Origin of the sequence: Streptomyces sp. cmx-18-6 (assembly GCF_046548915.1) — a bacterium.
Taxonomy (GTDB): Bacteria; Actinomycetota; Actinomycetes; order Streptomycetales; family Streptomycetaceae; genus Streptomyces.
On sequence record NZ_JAEBEP010000004.1, the window covers coordinates 274,020 to 293,189 of the forward strand.

19 protein-coding genes are annotated in these 19,170 nt (G+C 72.7%); 3 read left to right on the plus strand and 16 right to left on the minus strand.

Annotation, left to right across the window (positions count from 1 at the left end):
- Nucleotide 1: 1 nt before the first annotated feature.
- The 6 genes from gatC to ACLJPL_RS11985 all read right to left on the minus strand — a co-directional run bounded on the left by gatC (nt 2) and on the right by ACLJPL_RS11985 (nt 7,838).
- Nucleotides 2-298 (minus strand): Asp-tRNA(Asn)/Glu-tRNA(Gln) amidotransferase subunit GatC, encoded by a 297-nt coding sequence (gene gatC / locus ACLJPL_RS11960; protein ID WP_003966094.1) that lies wholly within the window; start codon nt 296-298, stop codon nt 2-4.
- A 246-nt stretch (nt 299-544) separates the two neighbouring features.
- A complete protein-coding gene (locus ACLJPL_RS11965; RefSeq protein ID WP_411080742.1) occupies nt 545-2,704 on the minus strand; it encodes a putative bifunctional diguanylate cyclase/phosphodiesterase in 2,160 nt (719 codons plus the stop codon).
- Between the two features lie 371 nt (nt 2,705-3,075).
- Entirely contained in the window at nt 3,076-5,388 is a 2,313-nt protein-coding gene (gene ligA / locus ACLJPL_RS11970; RefSeq protein ID WP_411080743.1) for an NAD-dependent DNA ligase LigA, read from the minus strand.
- Between the two features lie 40 nt (nt 5,389-5,428).
- Entirely contained in the window at nt 5,429-6,457 is a 1,029-nt protein-coding gene (locus tag ACLJPL_RS11975; protein WP_411080744.1) for a methionine synthase, read from the minus strand.
- A gap of 87 nt (nt 6,458-6,544) precedes the next feature.
- Entirely contained in the window at nt 6,545-7,234 is a 690-nt protein-coding gene (locus ACLJPL_RS11980) for an SDR family oxidoreductase (protein WP_411080745.1), read from the minus strand.
- A gap of 64 nt (nt 7,235-7,298) precedes the next feature.
- The gene (locus ACLJPL_RS11985; RefSeq protein WP_411080746.1) at nt 7,299-7,838 is read right to left on the minus strand and encodes a TIGR00730 family Rossman fold protein; all 540 of its coding nucleotides are present in this window, start codon (nt 7,836-7,838) and stop codon (nt 7,299-7,301) included.
- 95 nt (nt 7,839-7,933) lie between these two features.
- Here ACLJPL_RS11985 and ACLJPL_RS11990 point away from each other — a divergent pair, with 95 nt between their 5' ends.
- Nucleotides 7,934-8,269 carry a DUF427 domain-containing protein gene (locus tag ACLJPL_RS11990; protein WP_411080747.1) on the plus strand — a complete coding sequence of 112 codons (336 nt, stop codon included), beginning with the start codon at nt 7,934-7,936 and terminating at the stop codon, nt 8,267-8,269.
- A gap of 58 nt (nt 8,270-8,327) precedes the next feature.
- Here the strand turns inward: ACLJPL_RS11990 and mnmA are convergent, their stop codons facing one another.
- A complete protein-coding gene (gene mnmA / locus ACLJPL_RS11995; protein WP_411080748.1) occupies nt 8,328-9,461 on the minus strand; it encodes a tRNA 2-thiouridine(34) synthase MnmA in 1,134 nt (377 codons plus the stop codon).
- Between the two features lie 61 nt (nt 9,462-9,522).
- Here mnmA and ACLJPL_RS12000 point away from each other — a divergent pair, with 61 nt between their 5' ends.
- Nucleotides 9,523-10,269, plus strand: coding sequence for an N-acetylmuramoyl-L-alanine amidase (locus ACLJPL_RS12000; RefSeq protein ID WP_411080749.1), 747 nt, complete (start codon nt 9,523-9,525; stop codon nt 10,267-10,269).
- A gap of 6 nt (nt 10,270-10,275) precedes the next feature.
- Here ACLJPL_RS12000 and ACLJPL_RS12005 read toward each other — a convergent pair whose 3' ends face one another.
- The 3 genes from ACLJPL_RS12005 to ACLJPL_RS12015 all read right to left on the minus strand — a co-directional run bounded on the left by ACLJPL_RS12005 (nt 10,276) and on the right by ACLJPL_RS12015 (nt 12,506).
- Nucleotides 10,276-11,445 carry a cysteine desulfurase family protein gene (locus ACLJPL_RS12005; protein WP_411080750.1) on the minus strand — a complete coding sequence of 390 codons (1,170 nt, stop codon included), beginning with the start codon at nt 11,443-11,445 and terminating at the stop codon, nt 10,276-10,278.
- Nucleotides 11,446-11,620: 175 nt separating this feature from the next.
- Nucleotides 11,621-12,073, minus strand: a complete 453-nt coding sequence (locus tag ACLJPL_RS12010) for a hypothetical protein (protein ID WP_411080751.1) — start codon at nt 12,071-12,073, stop codon at nt 11,621-11,623.
- A gap of 277 nt (nt 12,074-12,350) precedes the next feature.
- Nucleotides 12,351-12,506 (minus strand): hypothetical protein, encoded by a 156-nt coding sequence (locus ACLJPL_RS12015; RefSeq protein ID WP_411080752.1) that lies wholly within the window; start codon nt 12,504-12,506, stop codon nt 12,351-12,353.
- Between the two features lie 117 nt (nt 12,507-12,623).
- Between ACLJPL_RS12015 and ACLJPL_RS12020 the strand changes: the two genes are divergently transcribed.
- Nucleotides 12,624-13,259 carry a TetR family transcriptional regulator gene (locus ACLJPL_RS12020; RefSeq protein ID WP_411080753.1) on the plus strand — a complete coding sequence of 212 codons (636 nt, stop codon included), beginning with the start codon at nt 12,624-12,626 and terminating at the stop codon, nt 13,257-13,259.
- Between the two features lie 64 nt (nt 13,260-13,323).
- On the opposite strand, the gene ACLJPL_RS12025 is transcribed toward ACLJPL_RS12020, so the two are convergent.
- The 6 genes from ACLJPL_RS12025 to ACLJPL_RS12050 all read right to left on the minus strand — a co-directional run bounded on the left by ACLJPL_RS12025 (nt 13,324) and on the right by ACLJPL_RS12050 (nt 19,170).
- Nucleotides 13,324-14,334, minus strand: a complete 1,011-nt coding sequence (locus ACLJPL_RS12025) for a helix-turn-helix transcriptional regulator (RefSeq protein ID WP_411080754.1) — start codon at nt 14,332-14,334, stop codon at nt 13,324-13,326.
- 45 nt (nt 14,335-14,379) lie between these two features.
- Nucleotides 14,380-15,252 (minus strand): thioesterase family protein, encoded by an 873-nt coding sequence (locus ACLJPL_RS12030; protein WP_411080755.1) that lies wholly within the window; start codon nt 15,250-15,252, stop codon nt 14,380-14,382.
- Nucleotides 15,253-15,313: 61 nt separating this feature from the next.
- Nucleotides 15,314-15,973: a trimeric intracellular cation channel family protein gene (locus tag ACLJPL_RS12035; RefSeq protein ID WP_411080756.1), complete on the minus strand. Its 660-nt coding sequence runs from the start codon at nt 15,971-15,973 to the stop codon at nt 15,314-15,316.
- A gap of 18 nt (nt 15,974-15,991) precedes the next feature.
- A complete protein-coding gene (locus ACLJPL_RS12040; RefSeq protein WP_411080757.1) occupies nt 15,992-17,212 on the minus strand; it encodes an ABC transporter ATP-binding protein in 1,221 nt (406 codons plus the stop codon).
- Entirely contained in the window at nt 17,209-18,201 is a 993-nt protein-coding gene (locus ACLJPL_RS12045; protein ID WP_411080758.1) for an ABC transporter ATP-binding protein, read from the minus strand. The genes ACLJPL_RS12040 and ACLJPL_RS12045 overlap by 4 nt, the downstream gene beginning before the upstream one ends.
- 6 nt (nt 18,202-18,207) lie before the next feature.
- Nucleotides 18,208-19,170 (minus strand): ABC transporter permease, encoded by a 963-nt coding sequence (locus ACLJPL_RS12050; protein ID WP_411080759.1) that lies wholly within the window; start codon nt 19,168-19,170, stop codon nt 18,208-18,210.

A 19,170-nucleotide genomic window follows, 5' to 3' on the forward strand; every position in this document is an offset into this window, starting at 1 on the left:
GTTAGTCCTCCCCCAGGATCTGCGGCACCTTGAAACGCTGCTGCTCCTGGGCCGGGGCGCCGGAGAGCGCCTGCGCGGGGGTGAGCGACGGACGGACCTCGTCCGCGCGCATGACGTTGGTCAGCGGCAGCGGGTGGGAGGTCGGCGGTACGTCTTGGTCGGCGACCTCGGAGACGCGGGCGACCGCGCCGATGATGTCGTCGAGCTGACCGGCGAAGTGATCGAGCTCTTCGCCCTTCAGCTCCAGACGCGCCAGCCGGGCGAGGTGGGCGACCTCCTCGCGCGTGATGCCAGGCATGCAGCGATCCTCAGGGGTTGGTGTGTGGTTTTGGCCCCAATCCTATGGGGTCGCCCGAGGGCGGGTACCCCACCCCGAACGGCCCACCCGTTTCGGGGGGCCGTGAGCCGTTTCGTACGGGGCCGGGACCCGTCCCGTACGAGCGCGGGCACAGCTTCCGCACGGGGCGAGCACCTTTTCGTACGGGGCCGGGCACCGCTTCCGGGCGGGGCCGCGAATCCTTTCGTACGGGGCCGGGGCCGGGTCTCAGGTCGTCGCCGGGCCCGAGATCGCGCGCCCCTGGGCCGGGTGCGGGTGCTGCTCGGCGTCGGGCTTCCCGTTCGCCGCGGCAGCGGCCGCCTGGGCCTCCAGCTCGGCGGGGCGCCGCCAGCCGTGCTCGCCGCGCGCCCGGAGCCAGGCCGTCGTCTCCTGGGGCGGCATCGCGGCCGCCACCAGCCAGCCCTGCACCGCGTCGCACCGCAGGTCCCGCAGCCGCTCCCAGGTCTCGTCGTCCTCGACGCCCTCGGCGACGACGACCAGGCCGAGCGAGTGGGCCAGGTCGATCGTGCAGCGGACGATCTCCGCGTCCTCGTGGTCGACCGCGAGCCGGGCCACGAAGGACCGGTCGATCTTCAGCTCGCTCACCGGCAGGCGGCGCAGGTGGACCAGGGAGGAGTAGCCGGTGCCGAAGTCGTCCAGGGACATCTTCACGCCGTGCGCGGTGAGTCCGGCGAGGGTGTCGGCGGCCCGCTGCGGGTCCTCCAGCAGCACGTGCTCGGTGATCTCCAGCTGGAGCGCCGAGGCGGGCACGCCGTGCCGGGCGAGCCGGGCGGCGACCCCGCCCGCGAAGCCGGGGGTGTGGACGTCGCGCGGGGACACGTTGACCGCGACCGGCACGGACAGGCCCTGCGCACGCCACCGGGCGACCTGGGCGAGCGCCGTCTCCAGCACGTACTCCGTGAGGTGCGGCATCAGCCCGGAGGACTCCGCGATGGCGATGAACTCGTCCGGGGGGACCCGGCCGCGCTCCGGGTGCACCCAGCGCACCAGCGCCTCCAGACCGGCGACCTGCCCGTCGAAGCGGACCTTGGGCTGGTAGTGCAGCTCGACGTCGCCCGCGTCCAGCGCCCGGCGCAGATCGCCCAGGAGCCCCAGCCGGTCGGGGGTGTTGCTGTCCCGCTTCGACTCGTAGACCTCGACGCCCGTGCGGTCGCGCTTGGCCTGGTACATCGCGACGTCCGCGCGGCGGAGCAGGCCCTCGGCGTCCAGCGCGTGGTCCGGGTAGACGGCGACCCCGGCGCTGGCCTCCAGCACGAGGATCAGCCCGTCCAGGTCGAGCGGCGAGGACAGCTCGGCGACCAGATGGCGGGCCACCCGCTGGGCGCTGGTGGTCGAGTCGGCCTGCGGCAGGAGTACGGCGAACTCGTCGCCTCCGAGCCGGGCCGCCTCCGCGCCGGGCGGCAGGGCCAGCCGCAGGCGTTCCGCGATCTGGAGCAGCAGCCGGTCGCCGGCGAGGTGGCCGAGGGTGTCGTTGACCGCGCGGAAGCGGTCCAGGTCGATCAGGACGAGCCCCGACCGGGTGCCGACGCTCTCGGCGTCCTCCAGAGCCGACCAGGTCCGCTCCAGCAGCCACTGGCGGTTGGGCAGACCGGTCAGCGGGTCGCGCAACTGCTCCTCGGCGCGGGCGCGGGCGATCCAGAGGGTGGAGTCCAGGGCGATCAGCGGCACCGCGAAGAGCGGCAGCACGACGGGCATGGACGTGGCGACGACGCAGATCAGCGGGGCGAGGCCGAGCAGGGCGACGGCGACGAGGCCCTGGCGCAGCAGCGCCGTACGGGCGATGGTGGGCAGTCCGCCGTGCTGGGGCGCCCTGGCGTACCACAGCAGGACCCGGGTGACGAGCAGATACGTGGACGCCGTCAGGAGCAGTTCCGGTACGGCGGCGATGCCCCAGTCGAGTGGCAGCCAGGGGTCCTCCACGGTCGGCGCCACGCCGAACGCGGCCAGCACGAGCGCCGCCGCCGCGATGCCGAGGATGTCCACCGCGCCGTGCAGGAGCCCCTGCCACCAGCGGTGCCGGCGGGCGCTCCCGACGAGCACCACGACGACCAGGCTGACCAGGCCCGCCGGCAGCCAGCCGTAGAGCAGCAGCACGGCGAGGGTGAGGGCGGCCCCGGAGCCGGTGCCGCCCCACCACCGGTCGCGGCCGAGCGCGACCAGGTGGCCGACGATGATGCCGGTGAGCACGGCGAGCGACCAGCCCACCGCCCCGTCCGGGAAGAGCGCGTGGCCGTCGCGCACCGTCCGGTAGAGCCCGGTGGCCAGAAGTAACGCCGCGATCCCGATGGCGGCGGCGCCCACGGGGGACGTGAGCCCGACGAAACCTTGCAGCCGCGACACCGGGGCGGCGCTCTCGGTCGGTTTCATTCCGTCCCTCTCACAGCCGGCGGTGCCGAAGTCCCTCGGTGGCCCCCGCTCCGGTGCTCCGACGGCCCCGGACGGGCGGCCGTGCACCGGCGGGCGCTACCCCTCAACAGTAGGCCGCCAAAGGCTTCCAGGGGCAGCGCTCTACCGCTCTCGCCGAATGCGAACCGGCTGCCCATCACCATCTGGTATGCGCCGAACGGGTGATGCGGAGAGGCCGTTCGGGGTCCGACCGACCCTTCTTCGCACCTCTGCCCCGATTCTTCCCTTCTGGAGCCGCGCCACGCCGGGGCCGCGTCTCGAAGACGTCTCGATCCGGCGAACAGCGGGTGCCCGGGCGCGGCGCGCGGAGTGAGCGGGTCCGGTGCGGGGCGCTACTCCTCGGTGGTCTCCGGTTCGGGGGTCGCGGTCTCCGGTTCGGAAGCGGCGGTCCGCGGTGCGGGGGGCGCGGATTGCAGTTCGGCCGTCGCGGCCTCCGGTTCGGGAGTCGCCGGCTCGGGCGCCGGCAGGGCCGCTTCCCGTGCGGCGTCCGGGCCCTGTGCGAGCAGGACGGCGAACCCCTCCTCGTCCAGCACAGGGACCTTCACCTGCATGGCCTTGTCGTACTTGGAGCCGGGGTTGTCTCCGACGACCACGAAGGCAGTCTTCTTCGACACCGATCCGGTGACCTTCGCCCCGAGGGCCTGAAGCGCCTCCTTCGCGCCGTCCCTGGTGTAGGCGGTGAGGGTGCCGGTGACGACGACGGTGAGTCCTTCGAGGGGGCGGGGGCCCTCGTCCTCATCGGCTCCCTCGTCGGCCATCCGGACCCCGGCCTCGCGCCATTTGCGCACGATCTCGCGGTGCCAGTCCTCGGCGAACCACTGCTTGACGGAGGCGGCGATGGTGGGGCCGACGCCGTCCGCCGCTGCGAGCTCCTCCTCGCTCGCCTCGTCGATGCGGTCGATGGAGCGGAACTGGCGGGCCAGCTCCTGCGCGGCGACCGGGCCGACGTGCCGGATGGACAGCCCGGTGAGGACGCGGGCCAGCGGCGCTTCCTTCGCGGCGGCGATGCCCTCCAGCATGGCCACGGCGTTCTTCTTCGGCTCGCCCTGCTGGTTGGCGAAGACGGTCGCGATCTTCTCCTCGCCGCTCTTCGGGTCGCGCTTGGGCAGGCCGCTGTCCTGGTCCAGGACATACGCCCGGATCGGCAGCAGCTGGTCGATGGTGAGGCCGAAAAGGTCGCTCTCGTCCCGCAGGACCGGCTCCGCGGGCTCCAGGGGCCGGGTCAGGGCGGCGGCGGCGACATAGCCGAAGTGGTCGATGTCCAGGCTCTTGCGCCCGGCGAGGTAGAACACCCGCTCGCGCAACTGGGCCGGGCAGGTGCGGGCGTTGGGGCAGCGGAGGTCGATGTCGCCCTCCTTCATGGGGCGCAGCTCCGTATCGCACTCGGGGCAGTGGGTCGGCATCTCGAACGCCTTCTCGGTGCCGTCGCGCAGGTCGACGACGGGGCCGAGGATCTCCGGGATGACGTCGCCCGCCTTGCGGATGACCACGGTGTCGCCGATCAGGACGCCCTTGGCCTTGACCACGTTCTGGTTGTGCAGGGTGGCGAACTCGACTTCGGAACCGGCCACTTCGACCGGCTCGACCTGGGCGTACGGGGTGACGCGGCCGGTGCGGCCGACGCCGACGCGGATGTTGACCAGTTTGGTGTTGACCTCCTCCGGGGCGTACTTCCAGGCGATGGCCCAGCGCGGGGCGCGGGAGGTGGAGCCCAGCCGTCCCTGGAGCGGGATCTCGTCGAGCTTGACGACGACCCCGTCGATCTCGTGCTCCACGGAGTGCCGGTGCTCGCCGAAGTACGCGATGAACTCCCGTACGCCGGCGAGGGAGTCGACGACCTTGTTGTGCTGGGCCGTGGGCAGGCCCCACGCGTGGAGGAGGTCGTACGCCTGGGAGAGGCGGTCGATGGCAAGGCCCTCGTGGGCTCCGATGCCGTGCACCACCATGTGCAGCGGGCGGGTGGCGGTGACCTTCGGGTCCTTCTGGCGCAGCGATCCCGCCGCCGCGTTGCGCGGGTTGGCGAAGGGCTTGTCCTCGGCCGCCACCAGCCGGGCGTTCAGCTCCTCGAACGCCTCCATCGGGAAGAAGACCTCGCCGCGGATCTCGACCAGGGCGGGGATGTCCTCGCCCTTCAGGCGGTGCGGGATCTCCGCGATCGTGCGGACGTTGGGCGTGATGTCCTCGCCGGTGCGGCCGTCGCCGCGGGTCGCCGCCCGGGTCAGCCGGCCGTGCTCGTAGGTGAGGTTGACGGCGAGCCCGTCCACCTTGAGCTCGCACAGGAAGTGGTGGTCGGGCGTGCCGACGTCCTTGGCGACGCGCTCGGCCCAGGAGGCCAGCTCCTCGTCGTCGAAGGCGTTGTCCAGGGAGAGCATGCGCTCGCGGTGCTCCACGGAGGTGAACTCCGTGCGATAGGGGCCCGCCACCTTCTGGGTCGGGGAGTCCGGCGTGCGCAGCGCCGGGTGCTCGTCCTCCAGTCTCTCCAGGGAACGCATCAGCCGGTCGAAATCGCCGTCGCTGACGACCGGCTGGTCCTTCACGTAATACCGGAAGCGGTGCTCCTCGACCTGCTCGGCCAGCAGCGCGTGCTCCTCGCGCACGTCTGCCGGAATCGAGCTCTCCTGCTCCACCCGCTGTTCGCCGGCCATCGTCCCGTCCTCCCGTTTGCCCGTCGTCCCGTCGTGCCCGTCACTCAGGGTTGTCCGCGAGCGATCGCGCCGCTCTGGAGCAGTGGTCGAGTGCGGTGCGGGCGTGCGCGGGCGACGCCCCCGCGAGACCGCACGACGGAGTGATCACGACGGACTCGGCGAGAGTCCCCGGATTCAGCCCCAACCTGCTCCACAACGTCCTGACGCCCATGACGCTACCGCCCGGGTCTGACAATGCGTCCGAGGCCGCTTCGGTGGACGGGACCACGCCCAGGAACAGCTGGGTGGAGCCTTCGACGGCTTCCCCGATCGCCTCCTCCTCACGCTCGGTGAGCAGCGAGAAATCGAACGAGATTCCGTCGGCCCCGGCCCTGCGCAGCAGCGCGAAGGGCGCCTCGGGGGCGCAGGAGTGGACGATCGTCGTCCCGTCCTCGCCCGCCGCGGCCAGCACCTCGCGCAGGGTCGCCTCCACGACCTGCCGGTCGACGGCGCGGTAGGTGCGATAGCCGCTGGCGGAGCGGACCCGGCCCAGCAGGACGGCGGTGAGGGAGGGCTCGTCCAGTTGGAGCACGACCTCGGCCCCGGGCAGCCGGCGGCGTACGTCTGCGAGGTGGGCGCGCAGCCCCTCGGCCAGCGATCCGGCCAGGTCGCGGCAGGCTCCGGGGTCGCCCAGCATGGCTTCGCCGCCGCGCAGTTCCAGCCCGGCGGCCAGCGTCCACGGCCCCACCGCCTGGACCTTGAGCAGGCCCTCGTACCCCTGGGTGAACTCCTCCAGGGCGTCCAGGTCCTCCCCCAGCCAGGAGCGGGCGCGGCGGGTGTCGCGGCCCGGCCGGTCGCTGATCCGCCAGCCGCTCGGCTCGACGTGTCCGTACATCTCGACGAGCATGCCGACGGTCCGGCCGATCATGTCCGCGCCGGGCCCGCGTGCGGGCAGCTCCGCCAGATACGGCATGCCCCGGCCGTCCGCGAAGGACCCGGTGACGGTCTTCGCCGCCTCCCTCGCGTCACCCCCGGGCATCGACCCGATCCCGGTCGCCGGACACCCGCTGAACTTGCTCTTCTCGCTCACCCGGGAAGCCTACGGTCCCGGGCGGGCGCGCGACGCGCACGGGTGGCCGGGGCCGGCGGAGCCCGAAAAGCGCTGGGGTGGCCGGGGTCAGCGGCCGGGGCGGACCGTGAGGTCGTTCACCTCGGCGTCGCGCGGCAGGTCGATCGCCATCAGGATCGTGGTGGCCACCGACTCGGGGTCGATCCAGCGGGCGGCGTCGTACTCCTTGCCCTCCTGCTGGTGGACCTTGGCCTGCATGGGACTGGCGGTGCGCCCCGGGTAGACGGAGGTGACGCGCACCCCGTTGCCGCGCTCCTCGTGGCGCAGCGAGTCGGCCAGCGCCTTGAGGCCGTGCTTGCTGGCGGCGTACGCGCTCCACTCGGCGTGGGCGTTGAGCCCGGCTCCGGAGTTCACGAACAGGACGTGCCCCTGGGCGGCGCGCAGCTGCGGGAGCAGGAGGCGGGTGATCTCGGCGGGGGCGATCAGGTTGGCGTTGAGCTGGAAGTGCCAGGACTTGGGGGTGAGCTCCCCGACCGTGCCGAGTTCGACGACGCCCGCGATGTGCAGCAGGGTGTCGATCTGCCCGGGCATGGCCTGCTGGCCGAACGCCCAGGAGAGCCGGTCGGGGTTCCCGAGGTCGCCGACGAGCGTGCGCGCGCCCGGGTAGCGGTCGGCGAACTCCTTGGCGCGGCCGGCGTCGCGGGCGAGGAGGACGAGGTCGTCGCCGCGCTCCAGGAGACGGCGGGCGACAGCGGCCCCGATGCCGGAACCGGCGCCGGTGATGAGGTGGGTAGGCATGGGGCGATCCTAGGACCACCCGCCCCGGTCGCTGTCGGCCGCCGGACTCCTCCGGCGGGCCGCGTCACTGGAGACCGGCGGACTCCTCCAGGTAGGCGAGCGCGCCGACGCCGTCCTTGGCGAAGAAGACCAGCTCGGTCAGGGGCACCGGGAGGAAGCCCTCGTCCTCCATCCGCTGGAACTGCTCGCGCAGTCCGTCGTAGAAGCCCGCCGTGTTGAGCAGGACGACCGGCTTGGTGTGCTTGCCGTGCTTCTTCAGCTCCAGGATCTCGGTGGCCTCGTCCAGCGTCCCGGTCCCCCCGACCATGATCACGACGGCATCCGACTTCGCCAGGAGGAGGGCCTTGCGCTCCGCGAGGTCGCGGGCGATGACCATCTCGTCGGCGTCGGTCCGGGCCTTCGCCGCGAGGAAGTCGACCGACACCCCCACGAGCCGCCCGCCCGCCGCCTGCACCCCGTCCGCGACGACCTTCATCAGGCCGCTCTCCGAACCGCCCCAGACCAGGGTGTGCCCGCCACGGCCCAGCAGCTCGGCGAACTCGCGGGCGGGCACGGTGTAGCGGTCGTCGAGGTCGGCGGCGGAGAGGAAGACGCAGATGTTCATGGAGTCACCGTACGACCCGCCTCGGACACTCCCCCGTTCCGGGGAAGGTTCAGGGGATGGGGAAGATTCCCGGCCCGTACGCCGCTGAGACGGGTATGACTTCCACCCGAGGACACCACATCACCGTCGAGCCGGTCACCGAGCACGTCCGGGCGGTGCACGACGGCCAGGTGCTCGCCGAGAGCCGACGCCCGCTCGTCCTGCGCGAGACGGGCTGTCCGGACCGCTACTACCTGCCGCCCGAGGACGTCCGCACCGAGCTGCTCACGCCTTCGGAGACCACCACCCACTGTCCGTTCAAGGGGGACGCTTCCTACTGGTCGCTGCCGGACGCCGCCGACCTCGTCTGGGCCTATCCGGAGCCGAAGCCCGAAGTGGCCGCGATCAAGGACCACTTCTGCTTCTACGCCACACAGACGGTGGCCGACTGAGCCGGTCGCCCTCTCAGGGCGCGTTCCCGTGCGGCGTCCGCCGCACGGGAGGGCCGGGTCAGCCCGCCGCGACCCGCTCGCGGCGGACCGTCGTCGCGATGGTCGCCGAGCCGACGACCCTGCTGCCGTCGTACAGGACGACCGCCTGGCCGGGGGCCACGCCCCGTACCGGCTCGGTGAAGGTGACGTTCAGCTCCGTGCCGTCGACCAGCTCGGCCGTCACCTCGGTCTCGCCGCCGTGGGCGCGGAGCTGGGCGGTGTACGTCCCCGGGCCGGACGGGGGCGTTCCGCACCAGCGGGGCCTGATGGCCGTCAGGGACGTCACGTCGAGGGCTTCGACGGGGCCCACGGTGACCGTGTTGTTCACCGGGGAGATGTCCAGCACGTAGCGCGGCTTGCCGTCCGGGGCGGGGTGGCCGATCTTCAGGCCCTTGCGCTGGCCGATGGTGAAGCCGAACGCGCCGTCGTGGGTGCCCAGCTTCGTACCGGACTCGTCCAGGATGTCGCCCTCGGCCGGGCCGCCGAGGCGGTCGGCCAGGAAGCCCTGGGTGTCGCCGTCCGCGATGAAGCAGATGTCGTGGCTGTCGGGCTTCTTGGCGACGGCCAGGCCCCGGCGCTCGGCCTCGGCGCGGATCTCGTCCTTGGTGGTGAGGGTGTCGCCGAGCGGGAACATGGCGTGCGCGAGCTGCTTCTCGTCCAGGACGCCCAGCACATAGCTCTGGTCCTTGGCCATGTCGGAGGCGCGGTGCAGCTCGCGGCCGCCGTCCTCGGTCAGCACGACCGTGGCGTAGTGGCCGGTGCAGACGGCGTCGAAGCCGAGGGCGAGGGCCTTGTCGAGCAGCGCGGCGAACTTGATCTTCTCGTTGCAGCGCAGGCACGGGTTGGGCGTGCGCCCGGCCTCGTACTCCGCGACGAAGTCCTCCACGACGTCCTCGCGGAAGCGTTCCGCCAGGTCCCAGACGTAGAACGGGATACCGATGACGTCGGCCGCGCGGCGGGCGTCCCGGGAGTCCTCGATGGTGCAACACCCGCGCGCCCCGGTCCTGAAGGACTGGGGGTTCGCGGAGAGGGCGAGGTGGACACCGGTCACGTCGTGGCCCGCCTCGGCGGCGCGGGCGGCGGCGACGGCGGAGTCCACGCCGCCCGACATCGCGGCGAGGACACGCAGGGGGCGCTGGGAAGTCTGAGTCATAGCCCCTCCAGGGTACGGGTCGCCGGGAACCGAATGCTCGCGGATATGCGTTGGTGATCACATGGGGAACAACGGGAGCGCCCGGGCGTCGGCCAAGCCCTCGGGCGGGTCGTCGCGGAAGAAGCCCTCGGGCGGCGTCGGCCGGCGTGCGCTGCTGGTCGGCGGCGGTGCGATGGTGGCCGCCGGCGCCGCCGCCGTGCTCGCGCGCGACGAGCTGAAGCGGGCGTGGTGGCGGGTGCCCGGCGTGGAGAAGCCGCGCAAGCCGGGTGAGCTGGACTACGCGGGCGCGACCTGGGTGGCCGCCTCCGAGGCGAACTGGCGGCGGGCGGACCGGCCCGACGACTTCCGGATCGACCGCGTGATCGTCCATGTCACCCAGGGCAGCTTCGACAGCGCGGTGCGGGTGTTCCAGAACCCCGCCCACCGGGCCGCGACGCACTACATCGTGGGGCAGGACGGGCGGGTGGTGCAGATGATCCGCGAGCTGGACGTGGCGTACCAGGCGGGGAACCGCTCGTACAACGAACGTGCCGTCGGCATCGAGCACGAGGGGTTCGTGGACCGGCCGAAGGACCTCACCAAGGCGATGTACGAGTCCTCGGCGCGGCTCACGGCGTCGATCTGCGCGCGGTACGACATACCCGTCGACCGCGAGCACATCATCGGGCATGTGGAGGTGCCGGGCACCGACCACACCGACCCGGGGCCGCACTGGGACTGGGACCGCTATCTGAAGCTGGTGCGGCGGGCGGCGACGGCGCCGCCCTCCCCCACGCCCTCGGCTTCCGCGCCGGCGAAGGCGGAGTAGCGGCCCTCAGCTCAGTCCGGCCGTCCGCGCCCGCTCCACCGCCGGGCCGATCGCCTGGGCCAGCGCCTTCACGTCCTCCTCGGTCGAGGTGTGGCCGAGCGAGAAGCGCAGGGTGCCCCGGGCCAGGTCCGGATCGGTGCCGGTCGCCAGGAGTACGTGGCTGGGCTGGGCGATTCCGGCGGTGCAGGCGGAGCCGGTGGAGCACTCGATGCCCTGGGCGTCCAGGAGGAGCAGGAGGGAGTCGCCCTCGCAGCCGGGGAAGCTGAAGTGGGCGTTGGCCGGGAGCCGTCCCGCCGGGTCCGGGTCGCCGCCCAGGACGGCGTCGGGGACGGCATGGCGCACGGCGGCCACGAGGTCGTCGCGCAGGGAGCCGACGCGCCGGGCGAAGTGCTCGCGCCGCTCGGCGGCCAGGCTGCCCGCCACCGCGAAGGAGGCGACGGCCGGCACGTCCAGGGTGCCCGAGCGCACGTGCCGCTCCTGTCCGCCGCCGTGCAGCACGGGTACGGGGGTGTGGTCGCGGCCCAGCAGCAGCGCGCCGATGCCGAACGGGCCGCCGACCTTGTGCCCGCTGACCGTCATCGCGGCCAGCCCGGACGCGGCGAAGCCGACTTCCAGCTGACCGAACGCCTGGACCGCGTCGGCGTGCATCGGGATCCCGAACTCGGCGGCCACCGCAGCCAGTTCCCGTACCGGCATGATCGTGCCGATCTCGTTGTTGGCCCACATCACGGTGATCATCGCGACGTCGTCGGGGTTGCGGAGGATCGCCTCGCGCAGCTCCTCGGGGTGGACCCGGCCGTAGCGGTCGACCGGGAGGTAGTCGACCCTCGCGCCCTCGTGCTCGGCCAGCCAGTCGACGGCGTCCAGGACCGCGTGGTGCTCGACGGGGCCCGCGAGGACCCGGGTGCGGCGGGGGTCGGCGTCGCGGCGGGACCAGAACAGGCCCTTGACGGCGAGGTTGTCGGCCTCCGTGCCGCCGGAGGTGAGGACCACCTCGCTGGGGCGTGCGCCGAGGGCGTCGGCGAGGGCCTCTCTGGACTCCTCGACGGTGCGGCGGGCCCTGCGGCCGGCCGCGTGCAGTGAGGACGCGTTGCCGGTGACGGAGAGCTGGGCGGTCATCGCCTCGATCGCTTCGGGAAGCATCGGCGTGGTCGCGGCGTGGTCGAGGTAAGCCATGGTGTGGCCGATTCTACGAGGCCGGGGCGGGGCGCACGGCGGGCGTCTCACGGCGCGGGGGCCGCGCACGTGCGCACGGGGTGCGGCGGGTCTTTCCGGAGTCCCATCCGGAGCCCGGCCCGCGCCCGGTCCGGAGCCCGATCCGGAACGGGGTGAGCGGCTCGGGCCGGTGGCGTCAGGCGCCGAAGCTCCAGGCGACGGCGCCGTTGACGGTGACCAGGACGGCCAGGACCACGAGGTCGGCGACGCCCAGTGCGAGGCCGAGGTAGGCGCGGCGCGGACGTCGGGTGCGGCGGGCCAGGGCCAGCAGGGCCATCACGATCGCGGCGGGGCCGAGGAGCAGGTTGAACACCAGCAGGCCGACGAGGCCGAGGACGAAGGACGCCACAGCCAGCCCGTCCGCCTCCCGGCCGGCGGCCCGGCGGGGAGCGGGGGCGGGGGCGGGGGCCTCCACGGAGGCGGGGACGGGGGCGGGGGCGTCCTGCGGGGCCTGGGCGGATTCGGGTGCCGGGGCGGGAGCGGTTCCGGGTGCCGGGGCGGCCTTCTCGCGCGGACGCGGCGGTGATTCCGGGGCGACGGCCTTGTCGATGACGTGACTCGTACGGCGGGCGAGGTCGGTGAGGGTCATGGTGCGAGCTCCTTCGGATCGGTCCGGGTGCGGCCGGCTCGGCGGGGGCGACGGGATCGGGGCGATCGATGCGGGTCGGCGGGTGCGGGCCAGCAGGCGCGGGTCAGCGGATGCGGGTCCGCGGATGCGGGTCAGCGGATGCGGGTCAGCGGATGCGGGTCAGCGGATGCGGGTCAGCGGATGCGGGTCCGCGGATGCGGGTCCGCGGATGCGGGTCCGCACGTGCGGGCCCGGGTCAGCGGGTGTTGGTCCGCAGGCACGAGTTGGCAGGCGCGGATCAGCGGGCGCGGCGCGCGTGGCGTTCACGCGCGACGAAGGCCAGCAGCCAGCAGCCGATCACGGTCGCGAAGGCCAGGGAGAGCGGGAGCGGGAGCAGGGTGACCGCCCCGAGGACGATTCCCAACAGCAGCAGCGCGGCGACGAGGACAAGCACGGCGGAACCTCTCTGTGCGAAGACGAAAGCCGTTCGGAGTACAGGTGTTCACTGACTCGCCAGCCTAAACCTCCCAGCCCCTTCCTTGACTCGGAGAACGGTTGTTTACTGAATGGCATGAGTCACACCGCCGGAATCCGTCAGACCCAGAAGCTGAAGACCCGCCAGGCCCTCCTGGACGCCGCGCTCCTCCTGCTGGAGCACCAGAGCCTGAGCAGCCTGGGGCTGCGCGAGGTGACCCGGGCCGCCGGGGTCACCCCCACCGCCTTCTACCGGCACTTCGAGGACACCGCCGCGCTCGGCGTGGCCCTGGTGGAGGAGGCCCTGGGCAGCCTGCACGGGCTGATCGGCGCGGTGCTCGCGGAGACGGGCGACAGTGAGGAGCGGCTGGACCGCAGCGTGGAGGTGATAGCGCGTCATGTCGCCGCGCAGCCCGCCCACTTCCGGTTCATCGCCCGGGAGCAGCACGGCGGGGTGGGCCCGGTGCGCGAGGCCATCGCCGCCCAGTTGTTCCGGTTCGCGGAAGAGGTGGCGCTCGCGCTCGCGCAGGAGCCGGGGTCGGCCGGGTGGAGTGAGGAGGATCTGCTGATGCTGGGCGGTCTCTACGTGGACCACATGGTGATCACCACGTCGGCGCTGCTGGAGGCGGGGCCGCAGCACGAGAGAGACGTCGTCCGGGTGGCCCGGCGACGGCTGCGCCTGGTCTCGATCGGCCGCGCCCACTGGCTGGACGAGGCACCCGGGACGGACTGAGCCCCTGACCCCATGACCCGCCCCCGTCAGCCGACCCTGGACCCGTCAGCCGGCTCCGCCCCCGTCAGCCGGCTCCGGACCCGCCAACCGCCCCCGTCCCCTCCCCGTACATCTCCACCACCTCCGCCGCCGCCCGCGCCAGCAGCCGCCGGGCCTCGGGCGGTGCGAGGACCTCCAGGTTCGGCCCGAAGGAGAGCAGGGAGCGGGCCCAGGCGGCCTCGGAGACCGCGAGCTCGGCCAGCAGCCACTGCCCCGGCTCCTCCCCCGGCCGGGGTTCGTCGGGCCGCGGCTCGCCCGTCAGCACGCCCCCGTTCAGCCGCCGGAACAGGTCCAGTCGGGAGCGGTGCACCCGGACCCGCAGACGTACCCCGCGAGGGCGCTCCTCCACCTGGGCGCGCAACACCTCCCAGACGTCGCCCAGTTCGGCCCCGGCCCGCCGGTGTGCGGGCTCCTCGGCCGGGGCGGCCTCCTGGATCCGGTCGGCGCGGAAGAGGCGCGGGTCGCCGTCGAGGTCCGCGACGAGGTACCAGACGCCGGCCTTGACGACGAGGCCGTAGGGGTCGACGGCGTACGTGACGGGTGCGGCGGTCCCGCTGTGCCGGTAGCGCAGGCGCAGCCGTACGTCGGCGAGGACGGCTTCGTGGAGTTCGGCCACGTCGACGGCGGCCCGGGGGCCGCTCATCCAGCGGACCGGGTCGACCAGGACGCGGCGGCCGGTCTGTTCGGCGGCCGGGCGGTGCGGGGCGGGGAGGGCGGCCATCACCTTGCGCAGGGCGGAGCTCAGCGCGGCGTCCAGGCCGAGTGCGGCGTGCGCGCCCTCGGCGGCCAGGACGAACAGGGCGCGCGCCTCGTCGGCGGTCAGGCCGGTGACGTCGGTGCGGAAGCCGGGGAGCAGGGCGATGCCGCCGTACCGGCCGCGTTCGGCGTAGACGGGCACACCGGCGGTGGAGAGCGCCTCGACGTCCCGGTAGATCGTCCGCACGGAGACGTCGAGGCGCTCGGCCAGCTCGGTAGCAGGGACCGTGCCCCGGGTCTGGAGGAGCAGGAGGATGGAGAGCAGCCGGTCGGATTTCACCCGCCCATGATCCGCCGCGAGCCCCGTACGCGCCCGCCCCGGCCGCTACTTGGCGCGCGGGGCCTTCGCCAGCTGGCGGGACTGGGCGACCAGGCGGTCCGCGCTGTCCCAGACCTCCGCGTCCTCCTCCAGGAAGCCGCCCGCGAGGTTGCGGGTGGTGATGGAGACGCGCAGCGGGCCGGGGGCCGGGCGGCAGCGGATGTGGGTGGTGAGCTCGACGGTGGGGGTCCAGCCGGTGAGGCCCAGCTCGAACGAGGTCGGCGGCAGGGCGTCCACGGTGAGGAGCAGGGAGAGCGCGTCGGGGTCGCGGCCGTCCGCGAGGCCGAACCAGCCGCGCATCTCGCCCTTGCCGGAGGGAGCGCCGATCGCCCAGCCCACGGTCGCCGGGTCGAGCTTGATGTCCAGGCGGTCGGTGATGGCGGAGCTGCCGGGGATCTTGGGCGCGCCGTCGCTCGGGCCCAGGCAGTGGTCCCGGTCGGGCATGGCGGGCGGCAGGGCGGTGGTGCGTACGTCGTCGGGGAGGGCGTCCAGGTCGCCGTAGGTGGCGAGGACCCGGATGCGCTCGATCTCGCTGCCGTCCTCCGCGTACTGGAAGAGGGACGCCTGCCCGGTGGAGAGGGTGCGGCCGGTGCGGACGATCTGGGTCCGGATCACGGCGGGGCCGGGGACGGAGGCGGTCAGGTAGTGCGCCGAGACGGAGAACGGGTCCGAGTGCGGCAGGGCCTCGCCCAGCGCGCGGCCGAGGAGGGCCAGCAGATAGCCGCCGTTGACGGCGTGGATGATCGTCCAGCCCGCGGAGAGCTCCGCGTCGTAGACGCCCCCTTCACGCAGGGTGACCGCGGTGTCCCGGTCGAACTCGCTGTCGCCGATGGTTGCCCGGGCGGTCTGCGCCGCCGCCTCTGTCGCTGCCTGTGCCATGGCATGCACGGTACATGCAGTGCATTACTGAGCGGTAGCTTTTAAGCCGCCCATTCCCGCTCTAGGCTTCCTCCGCCCGCGCCGAGGACCGGTTGTACGCACGCGGCGCGCGCCAGTGGTAGCGCAGGGCCAGCAGGCGCAGGGTGAACGCGGCGATGACCGCCAGGCCGCTGGTGAAGGCGTTGAGGGTGTCGAAGCGGATGCACAGGACGACCATGGTCGCGCCGACGATCGCGGGCACCGCGTACAGGTCGCGGTCCCAGCGCAGCAGCGAGGGCACCTCGTTGGCGAGCACGTCGCGCAGCACACCGCCGCCGACCGCCGTCGCGAGGCCCAGCGCCGCCGAGGACGTGAGCCCGAGCCCGTACTCGTACGCCTTGACCGTGCCGGTCACGCAGAACAGGCCGAGCCCCGCCGCGTCGAAGACGTTGACGCCGACCTGGATGCGCTCCACGTGCGGGTGGAGGAAGAAGACCAGGACGGCGGCGAACAGGGGGGTGGTGAAGTAGCCGAGGTCGGTGAAGGCGGCGGGCGGGATCGCGCCGATCATCACGTCGCGGAACAGCCCTCCGCCCAGCGCTGTCACCTCCGCGAGAACCGCGATGCCGAAGACGTCGAAGTTCTTGCGTACGGCGAGCAGGGCGCCCGAGATCGCGAAGACGAAGATCCCGACGAGATCGAGCGCATGCTGGACGGAGGGCGTGAACAGTTCGGTGAGCACCGGGCAATTGTGCCGGTTTTACTCCTTGGCTCCGCCCTTCGCCCCTTCCCTGGCTGCGCCCTTGCCCGCGTCCGTGGCTCCGTCCGTAGCCGGTACGGAGTCGGGGGCGTCGGCCTGGCCCGGCACCTTCGCGGGCTTCTCCGCGGCGGGGGCGGGGGCGTCGCCCTCGGAGACCTCCACCGCCTCGGTCGCCACCGCCTCCGTGGAGATGACCGCCTCGATGCCCGTCGCCAGGGTCTGCTTCACGGTCCCGGCCTCGATCTCGGCCGTGAAGTGGCAGGCCACCTTGTGCCCGTCGCCCGTGTCGAGCAGCGGCGGGCGCTCCGTGGCGCACTTGGTCTCCTGCACCCAGGGGCAGCGGGTGTGGAAGCGGCAGCCGGCCGGCGGGTTCGCCGGGGAGGGCAGGTCGCCGTGGAGCAGGATGCGCTCCCGGCGGTCCTCGACCTCGGGGTCGGGCACCGGGACGGCCGACATCAGCGCCTTGGTGTACGGGTGCCGGGGCTTCGCGTACAGCGCGTCGCTCGGGGCCTCCTCGACCAGCCCGCCCAGGTACATCACCCCGATGACGTCCGAGATGTGCCGGACCACGGCGAGGTCGTGGGCGATGACCAGGTAGGTCAGGCCCAGCGACTCCTGGAGCTCCTCCAGCAGGTTGATGACCTGCGCCTGGACCGACACGTCGAGCGCGGAGACGGGCTCGTCGCAGATGATCACGTCGGGTTCCAGGACCAGGGCGCGGGCGATGCCGATGCGCTGGCGCTGGCCGCCGGAGAACTCGTGCGGGTAGCGGGACATCGCGTTGGCCGGCAGGCCGACCTTGGCGAGGATGTCCGTGATCTTCTCCCGGCGCTCGTCCCGGTCCTTGCCGATGCCGTGGGCGGCCATGCCCTCGGAGAGGATCGACTCGATGTTCTGGCGGGGGTTGAGGCTGCCCAGCGGGTCCTGGAAGACCATCTGGAGCCGGCGGCGGAAGGCCCGCATCTCCTCCGCCGGCAGCTTCGCGAGGTCGGTGCCGTCGAAGACGACCGCCCCGTCGGTGATGTCGTTCAGGCGCAGCACCGCGCGCCCGAGGGTGGTCTTGCCGCACCCCGACTCCCCGACCAGGCCGTATGTCTGGCCGGCCTCCACGCTGAGCGAGATGCCGTCGACGGCGTAGACATGGCCCACCGTACGGTCGAAGACGATGCCCTTCTTGACCGGGAAGTGGACTTTGACGCCGTCCAGTTCGAGCAGGCTCATGCCGGGACCTCCGCCTTGGGCAGGACCGGGTTGACGCAGCGCACCTGGTGTCCGGCGGCGCGTGGTTCGGTCAGTTCGGGGGTGCCGGTGAGGCACTCCAGCGTGTAGTGGTCGCAGCGGGGCGCGAAGGCGCAGCCGTCCGCCCAGGCGATCTTGTCGTTGATGGAGCCGCGGATCGGGCGGAGCGGTTCGCCGCGCGCCGAGTCGAGCCGCGGGATGGAGCCGAGCAGCCCGTGCGCGTACGGGTGGGTGGGGTGCGCGAACAGCTCGCGGCGGCCCGCCGATTCCACCGCCCGCCCCGCGTAGAGGACGTTGACCTGGTCGCAGAGGCCGGCCACCACGCCCAGGTCGTGGGTGATCATCAGCAGGGCGGTGCCCTCCTGGTCGACCAGTTCCTTCAGGAGCTCCAGGATCTGGGCCTGGATGGTCACGTCCAGTGCGGTGGTCGGCTCGTCCGCGATCAGCAGCCGGGGCGCGCAGGCCACGGCCATGGCGATCAGCGCACGCTGGCGCATACCGCCGGAGAGCTGGTGCGGGTACTCCTTCAGCCGCCGCGCCGGGTCGGGGATGCCGACCCGGTCGAGCAGCGAGGCCGCTTCCTTGCGGGCCTTGTCGCCCTTGAGGCCGCGGTGGCGCTGGAGGATCTCGGTGACCTGGACGCCGATGGGGACGACCGGGTTCAGCGAGGACAGCGGGTCCTGGAAGATCATCGCCAGCTGGCTGCCGCGCAGGTCGCGGAGCTTGCGCTCGCTGATGCCCAGCAGGTTCTGGCCGTCGAACTCGGCCCGGCCGCCGACGCGGACGCCCTTGCGGGGCAGCAGCCCCATCAGGGCGAGCGAGGTGACGGACTTGCCGCACCCCGACTCGCCCACCAGGCCGACGACCTGGCCCTGGTCGACGTCGAAGGAGACGCCGTCCACGGCTGTGGCGTCCTTGCGGCCGCGCGCGGTGAAGGTGACGCTGAGTTCTTCAACTGAGAGCAGTGGCATGGGACGTCAGCCTCGCAGCTTCGGGTCGAGGGCTTCGCGCATGGCCTCGCCGAGCAGGGTGAAGCCCAGTGCGGTGATGATGATCCCGACAGCCGGGTAGGCGGCCATCATCGGCTCGTTGTCGAAGAAGCGCTGCGCCTGGGAGAGCATCACGCCCCACTCGGGTACGGCCGGGTCGGGGTTGCCGAGCCCCAGATAGGACAGGGCCGCCGCCTCGATGATCGCGGTGGCGAGGCTCAGCGTCGCCTGGACGATCACCGGGCTCAGGGAGTTCGGCAGGATCTGGGTGAGCACGATCCGCTTGCGCCGGATGCCGACCGCCTTCGCGGCGAGCACGTAGTCCGCGCCGCCCTGGACGAGCATCGAACCGCGCAGCAGGCGGGCGAAGATGGGGATCTGGACGACGCCGACAGCGATCATCACGGTGGTCAGCGACTGCCCGAGCACCGCGGCGATGGAGACGGCCAGCAGCAGGGACGGCAGCGACAGCATGATGTCGGTGAAGCGCATGATCACGGTGTCGACGCGCTGTCCGGCCCGGCCCCCGAGGGTGGCGGCGGCTCCGGAGAGGATGCCGACCACAGCGCCGACGATCAGGCCGATGAGCATGGAGACCACACCGACGAGGAGCGTCTGCCGGGCCCCGACGAGCCAGCGGGAGAACATGTCGCGGCCCAGGTGGTCCAGGCCGAACCAGTTCTCGCCGCGCATGCCGACGAACTTGCCCTGGTTCTGGAAGACCTCGCCCCGCCAGTTCTGGCCGGTGGGGCTGTGCGGGGCGATCCAGGGGCCGATGATCGCGAGGACGACGAACACGGCGATGACGACGGCTCCGATGACCGCCATCTTGCTGTTGCGCAGCCGCCGCATGGCCTCGCGCCAGAGGCTCGCACCGCTGGTGACCTCGGACGTCTGCATCAGCTCGGCGAGCCGGTCGATCTTGTCGGCCTTCTTGGTCAAGGTCGTCAC